Annotated in this window: 13 protein-coding genes; 10 read left to right on the plus strand and 3 right to left on the minus strand. The window is 72.2% G+C overall.

Features of this window, described 5'->3' with window-relative positions; genetic code table 11:
• Positions 1-120: 120 nt before the first annotated feature.
• Entirely contained in the window at positions 121-1,443 is a 1,323-nt protein-coding gene (locus ACFYZ4_RS10030; RefSeq protein WP_390783814.1) for a serine hydrolase domain-containing protein, read from the minus strand.
• A 272-nt stretch (positions 1,444-1,715) separates the two neighbouring features.
• Complete coding sequence (locus tag ACFYZ4_RS10035) at positions 1,716-2,690, minus strand: helix-turn-helix transcriptional regulator (RefSeq protein ID WP_390783534.1); 975 nt, start codon at positions 2,688-2,690, stop codon at positions 1,716-1,718.
• Between the two features lie 63 nt (positions 2,691-2,753).
• Here ACFYZ4_RS10035 and ACFYZ4_RS10040 point away from each other — a divergent pair, with 63 nt between their 5' ends.
• The 8 genes from ACFYZ4_RS10040 to ACFYZ4_RS10075 all read left to right on the plus strand — a co-directional run bounded on the left by ACFYZ4_RS10040 (position 2,754) and on the right by ACFYZ4_RS10075 (position 10,122).
• Positions 2,754-3,914, plus strand: coding sequence for an epoxide hydrolase family protein (locus ACFYZ4_RS10040; RefSeq protein ID WP_390783535.1), 1,161 nt, complete (start codon positions 2,754-2,756; stop codon positions 3,912-3,914).
• A gap of 34 nt (positions 3,915-3,948) precedes the next feature.
• Positions 3,949-5,118, plus strand: a complete 1,170-nt coding sequence (locus tag ACFYZ4_RS10045) for an alpha/beta hydrolase family protein (protein ID WP_390783536.1) — start codon at positions 3,949-3,951, stop codon at positions 5,116-5,118.
• 155 nt (positions 5,119-5,273) lie between these two features.
• A complete protein-coding gene (locus ACFYZ4_RS10050) occupies positions 5,274-5,627 on the plus strand; it encodes a class I SAM-dependent methyltransferase (RefSeq protein WP_390783537.1) in 354 nt (117 codons plus the stop codon).
• Positions 5,628-5,834: 207 nt separating this feature from the next.
• Entirely contained in the window at positions 5,835-6,500 is a 666-nt protein-coding gene (locus ACFYZ4_RS10055) for a hypothetical protein (protein ID WP_390783538.1), read from the plus strand.
• A gap of 181 nt (positions 6,501-6,681) precedes the next feature.
• Positions 6,682-7,317, plus strand: a complete 636-nt coding sequence (locus ACFYZ4_RS10060; RefSeq protein ID WP_390783539.1) for an isochorismatase family protein — start codon at positions 6,682-6,684, stop codon at positions 7,315-7,317.
• Between the two features lie 22 nt (positions 7,318-7,339).
• Positions 7,340-8,245, plus strand: a complete 906-nt coding sequence (argB, locus tag ACFYZ4_RS10065; RefSeq protein WP_351300126.1) for an acetylglutamate kinase — start codon at positions 7,340-7,342, stop codon at positions 8,243-8,245.
• Positions 8,246-8,456: 211 nt separating this feature from the next.
• Positions 8,457-9,863 carry a lysine N(6)-hydroxylase/L-ornithine N(5)-oxygenase family protein gene (locus tag ACFYZ4_RS10070; RefSeq protein WP_390783540.1) on the plus strand — a complete coding sequence of 469 codons (1,407 nt, stop codon included), beginning with the start codon at positions 8,457-8,459 and terminating at the stop codon, positions 9,861-9,863.
• A 49-nt stretch (positions 9,864-9,912) separates the two neighbouring features.
• Positions 9,913-10,122: an MbtH family protein gene (locus ACFYZ4_RS10075; RefSeq protein WP_351300120.1), complete on the plus strand. Its 210-nt coding sequence runs from the start codon at positions 9,913-9,915 to the stop codon at positions 10,120-10,122.
• An 83-nt stretch (positions 10,123-10,205) separates the two neighbouring features.
• Here ACFYZ4_RS10075 and ACFYZ4_RS10080 read toward each other — a convergent pair whose 3' ends face one another.
• Positions 10,206-10,706 carry a GNAT family N-acetyltransferase gene (locus tag ACFYZ4_RS10080; RefSeq protein ID WP_384342854.1) on the minus strand — a complete coding sequence of 167 codons (501 nt, stop codon included), beginning with the start codon at positions 10,704-10,706 and terminating at the stop codon, positions 10,206-10,208.
• 192 nt (positions 10,707-10,898) lie between these two features.
• Between ACFYZ4_RS10080 and ACFYZ4_RS10085 the strand changes: the two genes are divergently transcribed.
• Together ACFYZ4_RS10085 and entS are read left to right on the plus strand one after the other, a co-directional pair.
• The gene (locus tag ACFYZ4_RS10085) at positions 10,899-11,138 is read left to right on the plus strand and encodes a phosphopantetheine-binding protein (RefSeq protein WP_351300114.1); all 240 of its coding nucleotides are present in this window, start codon (positions 10,899-10,901) and stop codon (positions 11,136-11,138) included.
• A gap of 39 nt (positions 11,139-11,177) precedes the next feature.
• On the plus strand, positions 11,178-12,518 hold the full coding sequence (gene entS / locus ACFYZ4_RS10090; protein WP_390783541.1) for an enterobactin transporter EntS: 1,341 nt from the start codon (positions 11,178-11,180) through the stop codon (positions 12,516-12,518).
• Positions 12,519-12,645 lie beyond the last annotated feature (127 nt).

The following is a 12,645-nucleotide window of genomic DNA, read 5'->3' on the forward strand; positions in this document are numbered from 1 at the left end:
ACGGACGCACGGAGGTACGGACCGAGGGATCCTCTCCCAGCGTAGGCACGTTCCCGTCCCGGCGCAGTTCTCCATGTGGCGCAGTTTCTGCGTCACACAGAGAACCGCAGCCGCGTCGGCTCAGCGGCCGGTGCTCGCCCACAGGCGGGGCGGCATCGCGTCGACCTGGGGCAGTGCGCGGGGTGCGGCCGGGTCCGGGCTGTCCGTGGCCGGGCCCTCGGCAGGACGGTTCTTGGCGGCCGGGCCGGATGCGTGCGGCGCGGTGGCGCCGCAGAGGGACCGGTCCTTGTAGTCGTTCAAAGCGGCGTCGGCCGGGTGCGGGACGGTGGCCGTGCCGTCCTCGGTGAGGCGCTGGTACTTCATCAGGTTGAACCCGATGGCGAACTGCCGTGCGCCGTCCGGACTCGACAGTGCCCACGTGCCGGCGCCCCAGACGCCCCCGTCATGACCCCAGGCGGGCCCGCAGGGCGTGTCCAGGGAGTAGATGCCGAGGCCGTAGCGCAGGGCGACGGCTCCCGTTTCGTCCTTGACCTCGATCGTGGTGCGCATCTCGTCCAGCTGGCGGCGCGGCAGCAGGTTGCCGCTCAGCAGGGCGCGGTAGAAGGTGTTGAGGTCCTGCGGGGTGGCGACGAGGGCTCCCGCGGTGCCGGCCCAGGTCATGTTGTAGACGCTGTAGTCGCGCGGCGGGTCGATGAGCCCGAAGAAGCTCTCGTACATGCGCGCATGGGGGCCGCGGATGTGCGGGTCGGTGCCGGGGAAGTAGGTGTCCCGCAGGCCCACGCGCCGGATGACGTCCTGGGTGATCAGCCGCTCCGGGTCCTGTCCCGTCACCTTGCGGAGCACCTCGCCCAGCAGCAGGTAGTTGGTGTTGGAGTAGGCCCAGGCGGTGCCGGGTTCGAACAGCTGTGGCCGGGCCACCCCGTACCCGATCAGCTCGGCGGGTCGCACCGTGCGGAACCGGTTGTCGTCCAGGCTGTCGGTGGTGCCCTGTTGCAGGGAGGGGAAGGCGTCGGCGATGTAGTCGTCGATTCCGCTGGTGTGGTTGAGGAGCATGCGGACGGTCACCTTGCGGCCGCGCTCGCCGGGCAGGAGCCCGGGCACGTAGTCGCCGACCGGCCGGTCCAGGCCCACCCGGCCCTTCGCCGACTGCTGGAGTACGGCGACGGCGGTGAAGGTCTTGGTGACGCTGCCGACGCGGTGCCGGAGGTCGGGGCGGGCCGGTGTCCCGGCGGAGACGTCGGCGAGGCCGGCGGCGCCGTCGAAGCGGGCGCGGCCGTCGCGGACCGCGGAGTAGGCGCCGTAGATGCCCGCCTCGTGGATCGCGTTCAGCCTCCGCTGCAGCTCGGCGCGGTCGGGGTGCCGGCGCGCCGCCTCGGCATGAGCGGCCGGGGAGTCCTCGCCCGCCGCGTGGGCGGCCGGCGCGAGGCCCGCCAGCAGGGCCATGGCGACGGCGGTGACGGAGGCGATGCGGCGCAGTCGCGGCACGGGGGCCGCGGCGGGGCGGTGGGCAGGACGGGTGTGGGGCACGGCAGCTCCTCGTCGGTGGCCCGGTGAGGCCCTGCGGCCCGGTGGGGCCCGGCGATCCGGGACACCTCGATTCTTCGCCCCGTACCCGTGGTGCGGCCTCCTCCGCCAGGACGAACCAGGCATCAACCTTCAGATGCAGAAGCACCTTGACAACCCATTACATTTGTCACGGCCGCCGGCGACCCTCGTCAGCCGGGCGGCACCTCGCCCGTCGAGCGGCCGTAGCGGTCCGCGAGCCGGCGGAGGTGGGTGACCAGCTCCGCGGGCTCGGTGACATCGAAGTCGAAGTCGAGCATGCCCAGGTGGACGGCGAGGGTCTGCACCGTGTCGGCGCCGGTGATCAGAACGCAGGTGTCGGCGTCGAGCGCCTCGACCGTGCCGACGGCGGGGTTGATCCGCTCGGCCACCGCGGCCGCCGGGGCGTGTACGGTCACCCGTGCCCGGTAGCGCCAGGCCGCGCCCGACACCCGCCCGGCGACGTATTCCGCGATGTCACCGCCGGGTGGTTCGCGCGGGGGGAAGCGCGGTCCGGTCGGGGTGCGGGGCCGGATCCGGTCGATCCGGTAGGTCCGCCAGTCCGCGCGGTCGACGTCCCACGCCACCAGGTACCAGCGCCGCCCCCAGTTGACCGCCCGGTACGGCTCCACGTTGCGGCGGGTGGCCGAGCCCGCGTGGTCCAGGTAGTCGAAGCGCAGTCGTTCCCGGTCACGACAGGCGGACACCAGGGTGGTCAGCACGTCGGCGGACACTTCCGGGACCGGGCGGTCCGCCGGCACGGCCACGGTGAACGCCATGAGGGTCCGCACCCGGCGGCGCAGCCGGGAGGGCAGTACCTGCTCCAGCTTGGCCAGCGCCCTCAGCGAGGTCTCCTCGGTGCCGGGAACGGCCCCCTGCGTGGCGGTGCGGAGCGCGATCGTCACGGCCACGGCCTCCTCGTCGTCGAGGAGCAGCGGGGGCATGGCCGCGCCGGCGCCCAGCCGGTAGCCGCCGGTGCTTCCGCGCGTGGCGTCCACGGGATAGCCGAGCTCGCGCAGCCGCTCGATGTCGTTGCGGACGGTACGGCCGCTCACTCCGAGCCGCTCGGCCAGTTCGGATCCGGGCCAGGCCCTCGGGGTCTGCAGCAGGGAGAGCAGGCGCAGCAACCGTGCGGAGGTGTCGAGCATGAGGGCCAGTCTGTTGAATAATTAGGAAGGCATCGTGCCTATATCGAGAATACTGTCCTTCTCATGGAGAGCAACGGCAGCACCGACGCCCTGATCCGCCCCTTCCGCATCGACGTCCCGCAGGACGAGCTCGACGACCTGCGCGACCGGCTGGCCCGCACCCGCTGGGGCAGCGAGATCCCCGGCGCCGGCTGGAGCCGGGGTGTGCCCACCGACTACCTCAAGGCCCTGGCCGCGTACTGGGCCGACGGTTTCGACTGGCGCAAGGCGGAGGCGGAGCTCAACGAGTTCCCCCAGTTCACCACCGAGATCGACGGCCAGAACATCCACTTCCTGCACGTCCGTTCGCAGCGCCCGGAAGCCGTGCCGCTGCTCCTGCTGCACGACTGGCCCTGCTCCTTCGTTCAGTTCGCCGATGTCATCCGGCCGCTGACGGAGGACTTCCACGTCATCGTGACGTCGACGCCCGGCACGGGCTTCTCCGGCCCGCTCGGCGAGGCGGGCTGGAACACCGGCCGCATCGCCGGCGCGTTCGTCGCGCTCATGGATCGGCTGGGATACGGCTCCTACGGCGTCCAGGGAACGGGCGGTGGCGCCTGGATCGCCGCCGAGATGGGACGGCAGGCACCCGACCGGATCGTCGGCGTTCACGTCAACGGCCTGATCACCTTCCCTTCCGGGGATCCCGCCGAACTCGACGGCCTGACCACTTCCGAGCAGGAGCGGCTGGCCCGGCTGGAGGAGTTCCAGCAGGACAAGATGGGCTTCAACGCCATCCAGTCCACCCGCCCGCAGACCCTCGCCTACGGACTGCACGACTCGCCCGTCGGCCAACTTGCCTGGATCACCGAGAAGTTCAAGGAGTGGACGGACCCCGCCGCCGAGCTCCCCGAGGACGCCGTCGGGCGGGACCGGCTGCTGACCAACGTCAGCGTCTACTGGTTCACCGGCACGGCCGGCTCCTCCGCGCACCTGTACTACGAGTCGGGCCACGACCCGAGCGCCTGGGCGCCGAAGCCGCGCGGCACCGTCCCGACCGGTGTGGCCGTCGCCCTGCACACGGACATCGCCATCCGCCGCTTCGCCGAGCGGGACCACCACGTCACCCACTGGACCGAACTGGAGCGCGGCGGCAATTTCCTGTCCCTGGAGCAGCCGCAGGCGTTCGTCCTCGACGTCCGCACCTTCTTCGGCTCGCTGAACAGCAAGCCTCGACAAAGTTAGGTAAGCCTTGCCTAAAGTGTCGTAGGATGCGGGCATGAAGAAGATCATCCGCGTACTGACGGCGGTGGCGGCCGGTCTGGCCCTCGCCGCGCCCGGCACGCTCGCGACGCCCGCGGCGGCCGCGACCGCCCCGGCGGGCGCCTCCAGACTCGAACTCCCGCGGCCCACCGGGGCCTTATCGGTGGGCCGCGACACCCTCCACCTCGTGGACCGGGAGCGCAAGGACCCCTGGGTGCCCACGGCCGACCGGGAGTTGCTGCTGTCGCTGTACTACCCGGCCCTCGCACGCACCGGAACTCCCGCTCCCTACATGGCGGTTCCCGAGGCCAAGGCGCTGCTGACCGACCGGGGAGAGCTGGGCCGGTACGTCACGCCCGAGCAGGTCGCGGCGACGCGGACGCACTCCCGATCGGACGCACTGCCCCGGCCCTCGGCGCACCGCTACCCGCTGATCGTGCTCTCCCCCGGCTTCACCCTGCCGCGCGCCTCACTGAGCACCCTGGCCGAGGAACTCGCCGGCCGGGGTTACGTCGTGGCCGCGGTGGACCACGCCTACGAGTCGGACGGCACCGTCTTCCCCGGCGGACGGCTCCTCTCCTGCACGGCGTGCGAGCAGGTCTTCCCCGACCACTCCCTGCAGCGGGTCTCCGACGGCCGCGCCAAGGACGTCTCCTTCGTCCTGGACCGGCTCACCGGCCCGCGCCCCGCGTGGCGGTACTCCTGGCTGATCGACTCCCGGCACATCGGCATGGCCGGTCACTCCATCGGCGGCGCGGCCGCCTCGGCCACGATGGCCGCGGATCCGCGCGTGGACGCCGGGGTGAACATGGACGGCACCTTCTTCACCCCGATCCCCCAAGCCGGTCTCGGCGGACGCCCGTTCCTGATGCTCGCCGGTGACCCCGCCCTGCTGCCGCCCGACTTCCCGGACACCTCCTGGGAGGACAACTGGCCCCGGCTGGACGGCTGGAAGCGCTGGCTGACCGTCACGGGAGCGGGACATCCCGCCTTCACCGACTGGCCGGTGCTCGGCGATCAGGCCGGGTACCCGCACCCGGAGACGCCCCTCTCGGGCACCCGCTCCCAGCAGATCACGCGGGCGTACGTCGGCGACTTCTTCGACCTGCACCTGCGCGGGATGCCGGCGCCGCGCCTGGACGGTCCGACGGCGACCGACCCGGAAGTCGTGTTCCACCGCAGCTGAGGAACCGTACGGGGCGCCCGTCACGGCGGGCGCCCCGTACACACCCCTGCACGCACCCCGTACGCGCCCCCGTACGTACTCCGCACGTACTCCGCACGCACTCTGTACGCGCTCACCTTCCCCTGAAGGCCGATCGAACCGAGGAGCCCGCGCACATGTCGACACCTTCCGAGGGTGGCGGCACCGCCCATGGCCTGAGCGGTGTGGCCATGACCCTGCCGACCCCCCACTACGGGCGTGCCCACGCCCCCGCCGCCTACTGCCGGACCCACCCCGACGCGGTGGTCGTCTCGGTGGGCATCGGCCTCGACACCCGCGCCGAGCGGCTCGCGGGGGCGCTTCCCCCTTCCGTCACCTGGCTCGGCGTCGACATGCCGGAGGTCGTGGAACTGCGGGCGACGCTGCTGCCGGGGGACCGCGCCCGGGTCTTCCCCGCCTCGATCACCGAGCCCGACTGGGCGGAGCAGCTGCTGCCCCTCACAGGGGAGCGCCGGAACGTGGGTCGGTGACCATCGGGTGATGGAGCGCATCGGCTTCGGCCACCGGGCGGCCGCGGGCCTGTTCCGTCTGCTCGCCCTCGGCGCGCCGGCCTACTCCGTGGCCCGGTTGCGGGCCGCGGGGTAGGCAGGGCCAAAAGCCCGCAGGAATACCCCGATTGCGTTCACACGTCTCCCCCCTCACACATTCTTAGGTTAGGCTTACCTAACATTGGGGGTGTGGGGATGCAGGAGAAGGCGCAAGACCAAGCGCAAGACCAAGCGCAGCAGGACGAATGGGCCGACGAGGTACTGGCCTGGATGAGTTCCCAAGAGGAGATGGACCGGGCACTGCGCGACGCATTGCGGCGCACGCCCAGCCAGCGCGAGGAAACGATCGCCCGGATGGCCGACGCCCTCCGCGGGGCCGCCCAGGGACTGACCATCCCCGGGTGCGCCGCCGCGGCCGGCCTCCCCGAGCGCACCCTGCGCGAATGGCTGGACATCGACGCCAGCTTCGCCGAGGCGCTCCGCGCCGCGCACGCGCTGGCCGAGGCGCACGGACTGAGACCCGGGGCGGCGCCCACGCCCGCCGCCCTCCAGTTGATGCTGAACGCGATCCGCAAGGGTGCGGCCTGGCCGGCCGCGGCGACCCTCGTCGGGATCTCCGTCCGCGGATTCAACCGCCTGCGCGCCGAAGCTCCCCCGGTCGGGGCCCTGATCGCGGCGGCCCAGCGCGCCCGGTCGGCGAAAGGGGGCGCGGGCCAACGGCGCAGGCCCCCCAAAGGAGCGGGCCGCCGCGCCGGGTACCGGATCGTGCAACTCGACGACCCCCTCCTTTCCCCGGGAAGTCAACCGGACGGCCTCACAGGCGGGTTGGGCGGACGCAGCACGCACCGGGAATGAGTGCGCGGGCGCACGCCGACGGGTCCGGCGGTGCTTCGCGCCCCCCCCTCGAACGATCAAGTTAGGTTAGGCTAAGTTAAGCGACGGATGAGGGGCGGGGCATCCCCCGACCCCTCGTCGAGCTCCGCGCGCCGTTCACCACCGGCGCCCCGCGAAGCGCCGGTAACGAGGAGATCCAGCCGTGGGCCCTGCGACCATCGACCCCTACCCCATGCCCACCCGGGACGTCGTGCCCCACTCCGCGGCACCGTGGTCCATCGACCCCGACCGGGCCGCCCTGCTCATCCACAACATGCAGAACCACCTGCTCCACCCCTTCCCCCGGGACCACTCGCCCCTGGTCGACCTGATCGGCAACATCGCCGCTCTGCGCCGGTCCGCGCGGCAGCTCGGCCTCCCCGTCGTCTTCAGCGCACAGCCGCCGGACCAACGGCCCGAACAGCGCGGCCTCGTGGCCGAGATGGAGAGCGGGCCGGCCACGCCGGACCGCGACGTGTCGATCACCGGGGAACTGACCCCGCACCGGGGCGAGCACGTGATCACCAACGCGCGGCACAACGCCTTCCTGCGCAGCCACCTGGAGCGCATCCTGCGCACCACGGGCCGCGACCAGCTGATCCTGTGCGGCGTGTTCGCCCACTCCGGCGTGCTGCTCACGGCAGCGGACGCCTTCATGAACGACATCCAGCCGTTCGTCGTCGCCGACGCGGTGGCGGACACCTCCGCGGAGGAGCACGCGCTCGCCCTGCGCTGGACGGCCGCCCGAGGCGCCGTCGTACGCACCACCGCGACCCTCATCGACGAACTGGAAGCCTGATGACGACACCACCCCCGGCCCGGTGAGCGGGCCCGCGGCGCCACCGGCGCACACACTCGTCGAGGCCCTGCCCCGACTGGAGCGATACCAAGGCCGCACGGTCGTCGTGAAGTTCGGCGGCAACGCCATGGTGAACGAAGAACTCAAGGCCTCCTTTGCCCAGGACGTGGTCGCCCTGCGCGACGCGGGGATCCGGCCGGTCGTCGTGCACGGCGGCGGCCCGCAGATCAGCGCGATGCTCCAACGGCTCGCCCTGGAGGTCCGGTTCGCCGCCGGACTGCGGGTGACGACCCCCGAAGTGATGCAGGTCGTCCGGATGGTGCTGGCCGGCCAGGTCCAGCGGGACATCGTCGGCCTCATCAACCGCCACGGAGCCCTCGCCATCGGGATGACCGGCGAGGACGCGCGCACGCTGTCCGCCGTCCGGCGGCCGGCCCTGGTGGACGGCACGGAAGTGGACATCGGACTGGTGGGCGACATCGTGCACGTCGAACCCGACACGGTACGGGGCCTGCTGGAGCGGGGGAGCATCCCGGTGCTCTCCCCCATCGCCCGGGGAGCGGACGACGGCAACGTCTACAACATCAACGCGGACCTCGCGGCCGCCGCCCTCGCCCAGGCGCTGGACGCGGAGAAACTGGTGATGCTCACCGACGTCGCGGGCCTCTACGCGGACTGGCCGCACAGCACGCGGATCATCGACCGGCTCACCACCGGCGAGTTGGAGAAACTGCTGCCCTCGATGGCCGGCGGCATGCTGCCGAAGATGGAGGGCTGCCTGCGGGCGGTGCGCTCCGGGGTCCGGATGGCGCACGTACTGGACGGCAGGGTGCCGCACGCCCTGGTACGGGAGATCTTCGCCGACGAGCGCGCCGGCACCACGGTGGTGCCCGACGACCCGTCGCCGCAGGACCGCCTCGCCTACTGAACAACGGGAGGGCCGGCCCCGTACGGCCCTCCCCCACCCATGCCCGGAGCCGATCCCGCTCCGGATCTTCCGCATGCCCAACTTCCGTAACCACACGCATCGTTGATTCAACCGGAGGCCACTCGGGGGCCAACTTGACAGCCTCCGACCCGTCGGCGATGTTAGGCCAGCCTTACCTAATTAATTGGGGTAGGACTGAGGAAGGATGGGCATGTCCGCACCGCACGCGCGCTCCACACCCGGGGACGCTCTCCCGGACACCAGGGACCTGGTGGGCATCGGCTTCGGGCCGGCCAACCTCGCTCTGGCGATAGCGATCCGGGAGCACAACGGCCGGCAGGCCTCCGGCGAGGCGCTCCGTGCCTCCTTCGTCGAGCGCCAGGACGACTTCGGCTGGCACCAGGGCATGCTCCTCGAAGGGGCCACCATGCAGGTGTCCTTCCTCAAGGACCTGGTGACGATGCGCGATCCCGGTAGCCCGTTCAGCTTCCTGCACTACCTGCAGGACCGGAACCGGCTGGCCGACTTCATCAACCAGAAGTCGTTCTTCCCGACCCGCCTGGAGTTCCACGACTACTTCCGCTGGTGCGCCGCCTCCTTCACCGCTGAGGTCGACTACGCCACCGAGGCCGTCGAGGTGCGCCCGGCAGGGCCCGCGGACGCCGTGGACCACCTGGACGTCATCACCCGGCCCGCGTCCGGGACCGGGCCGGGGCGCGCCGTCCGTACCCGCAACCTCGTCCTCGGGACCGGACTGCGCCCCCACGTCCCGGACGGGATCGGCACCGGCCCCCACGTCTGGCACAACCGCGACCTGTTGCACCGCGCACCGGAACTGACGGCCCGTCCGCACCGCCGCTTCGTCGTCGTCGGCGCCGGACAGTCCGCGGCCGAGACCGCCGACCACCTGCACCGCACGTTCCCGGACGCCGAGGTGTGCGCCGTGTTCACCCGGTACGGGTACAGCCCCGCCGACGACAGCCCCTTCGCCAATCGGATCTTCGACCCGACCGCCGTGGACGAGTTCTTCCAGGCTCCGGAGGACGTCAAGCAGCGGCTGATCGACTACCACTCCAACACCAACTACGCGGTGGTGGACGGCGATCTGATCGAGCAGCTGTACCGGACCGTGTACCAGGAGAAGGTCGCGGGCACCGAACGGCTGCGCATCCTGAACACCACCGCCCTCACCGCCGCGGAGGAACTCCCGGACGGCGCCCGCGCCGTGGTCCGCTCCCTCACCACGGGAGAGACCCACACGCTCGACTGCGACGCGGTGGTACTGGCCACCGGCTACCGGCCCACCGAGCCCGCGGAGCTGCTCGGCGACCTGGCCGGGGAATGCCTCACCGACGGACAGGGCCGGCTGCGCGTCGGCCGCGACCACCGCGTGGAGACCACCGGCCGCATCCGGGCCGGCATCTACGTCCAGGGCGCCGCCGCCGAGCACACCCACGGCATCACCGCCTCCCTGCTGTCCACCCTGGCCGTGCGCTCCGGCGAGATCCGCGACTCCCTGCTGCTGCGCGTGGCCGAGCGCCAGGTGCGGGCCACCCCGGCCGCCACTCCTGCGGCCACCCCGCTGGCCAGACCGGCGGCCGTCGCCGCCCATCACTGATCCCACCCCCGCAACCGACCAGTCCGGTCACCACCCGAGGAGAGACGCCATGGCCACCACCAACCCCTTCGAGGACGACGACGCCCGCTACTTCGTCCTCGTGAACGCCGAGAACCAGCACTCGCTCTGGCCCGCCTTCGCGGCGGTTCCCGCGGGCTGGTCCGTCGTGCACGGCGAGGACAGCCGGCAGGGCTGCGCCGCCTACACGGATGCCCACTGGACCGACATGCGGCCCGCGAGCCTCGCCGCCAGGGGCTGACCCCGAGGCGGTCCGGCCCGCCGCGCGGGGCCGGGCCGGAGCACCCGCTCCGGCCCGGCCCCGCGGTGTGCGCGGCGTACGGTTCAGGGGCGGCGGAAGAGCACCTCGGACCCGCGTGCCGGGTCCAGTGCCCCCGCCCAGGCGGCGGGAGCGCGCCCCGGGGCGGCCGGTTCGAAGCCGTACCGCCGGAACAGGGCCGCGCCGCCGGTGGTCGCGGTGAACACCTCCCGCACCGAACGGGCCCTGGCCTCGGCGAAGGCGGCGCGCAGCAGCGCGGCGCCCAGTCCGCGTCCCTGGCTTCCCTTGTCGACACAGAAGTTGTAGAGCACGGCGGCCCCGTCCCCCTCGTCGCTCAGGGCGACGCAGCCCCGGACGGGGGTGCGGCCGCGGCCGGTCACGAGGATGAACTCCCCGGCGTGCGCCAGGTAGTGGTCGACGCTGCGGGCCCGTAGGGCGCCGGAGCGGATGAAGGCCAGGGAGAGCGAGTGGAGGGCGCGGGCGTCCTGCAGGCGAGCCCTGCGGACCAGCAGCGGGAGATCGTCCACACCGTGCACCGGCGGACGGGGGATGGCGGCAGTAATCACAAAATTAGGTTAGCCTTCCCTAAGTTGACTCGCAATCAGCCTCAACGCCCAACGGGGTGGCAGGCAGGGCCGGTTGGTCATCACCCGAGCCGAACGTTCACCGCACCCCGCTTGACGCGCATCCTCGCAGATAGTTAGGTAAGGCTTGCCTTATTTTTGCAGAGGAATTCGAACCCCCAGGAGACCCGTTCCATGTCCGCATCCCCGTCGTTCACGCTTGACCGCCTGGTCCGCGACGTCGCCGACGTGCTCTACACGGAGCCTGCCGACGTCTCCCTGGAGGAGAGCCTTCTGGACCAGGGCCTCGACTCGATCCGGCTGATGTCGCTCGTCGAGAAATGGCGGGCCGACGGCGCCCGGATCACCTTCGTGGACCTCGCCGAGCGGCCGACCCTGCGCCAGTGGGCCGACCTGCTCACCACCGCGCCCTGATCCCCTCCTCCCCCTCACCTGCCCGCCCCGGAGCCTGCCGTGCCACTGCGTGACTTCGTCATAGACATCGAACCCCTGCGCTCCAGCCGCGACTTCCGCGCCATCTTCATCGCCCGCGTGGTGTCCCTGTTCGGCCTCGGCATGGCGACGGTGGCCCTCTCCGCCCAGGTGTACGGACTGACGCGCTCCACCTTCGACGTGGCCGTCGCCAGCATGATCATGAGCATCACCGTGCTGCTCGGCTCGCTCTGGGGCGGGGTGATGGCCGACCGGACCGACCGCAAGCGTCTGATCGTGTGGGCCCGCGGCGCAGCCGCGCTCGCCTTCGCCGGCCTCGCCGTGAACGCGATGCTGCCGGAACCGACCCTGTGGGGCATCTACCTCTGTGTCGCCTGGGACGGCCTGGCCACGGGCGTCAGCGTGACGGCCCTGATGGCCGTCGCCCCGACGCTCGTCCGCCCCGACCAGCTCCCCGCCGCGGGCGCCCTCATCTCACTGACCGGTGAGATCGGCTCCATCAGCGCGCCGTTCCTCGGCGGCGTCCTCCTCGCCCTGTGGGGGCCCGCCCCGGTCTTCGCCTTCACCGCCGTGACCACGGCCGTCACCACCCTCCTGATCTCCCGGATCCGGCCGCTGCCCCCCGTCAGGGACGACGAGGACGAGGACGAGCACGGCCCCGACAGCGGATCGCTGCTCGTCGCCTTCCGGTACGCCCTGCGCAACCGCGTCGTGGGCGGCCTGGTCCTGCTCGGCGGAGTCATGGCCCTGTTCAACGTCCCCGTCGTGCTGTTCCCCGAGATGGTCGACAAGCAGTTCCACGGCAGCGAGGTCATGCTCGGCCTCCTCTACACCGCCCCCGCGGTCGGCGCGGTCGCCATGTCGGCCACCAGCGGCTGGCTGACCCGGGCCACCCGGCCCGGCCTGCTGCTGCTCGGCGCGGGCTTCACCGGCGGTCTGGCCACCGTGGGCTTCGGGCTCAGCGGCCACGTCTGGGTCGCCTTCGCCCTCCTCGCCGTGTGCGGGGCCGCCGGAACGGTGTACGAGATCCTCGAGTACGCCCTCGTCCAGCACAGCACCCCGGACCGGTTGCGCGGGCGCATCGTCAGCGTCATCACCACGCAGGGCACCACCGGAGGAGTCGTCGGGGACGTCGAAGTCGCCGCCCTCGCCCGCTGGTTCAGCCCCGGGGGCGCGGCCGTCGTCAACGGTGCGATCTGCGCCCTGGCCGCCGTCACCGTCGCGGTGGCCGTACCGGGCCTGCGCAAGGCCACTCTCCCCCGCTGGGACCAGGAAGAGGACGAGCCCGGTCCGGACACCGCCGGCCCGGACTCGGCCGGCCCCGACACCGCCGGTCTGACGCCCTCGGCCCCCGCCGCCTGATCTTCGTACCGCCGCCCGAACCGAGGCACGGCCCCCGAGCCCGCCCGCCCCCGGCGCCCCGTACCCCGGCCTGCCCGCAGGCCCCTCACCCTGTCGTCCCCTGGCCGGTCCCGCCACCCGCCGGGGC

It is taken from the genome of Streptomyces sp. NPDC001513, assembly GCF_042894695.1.
In the GTDB taxonomy this organism is placed as follows: domain Bacteria; phylum Actinomycetota; class Actinomycetes; order Streptomycetales; family Streptomycetaceae; genus Streptomyces.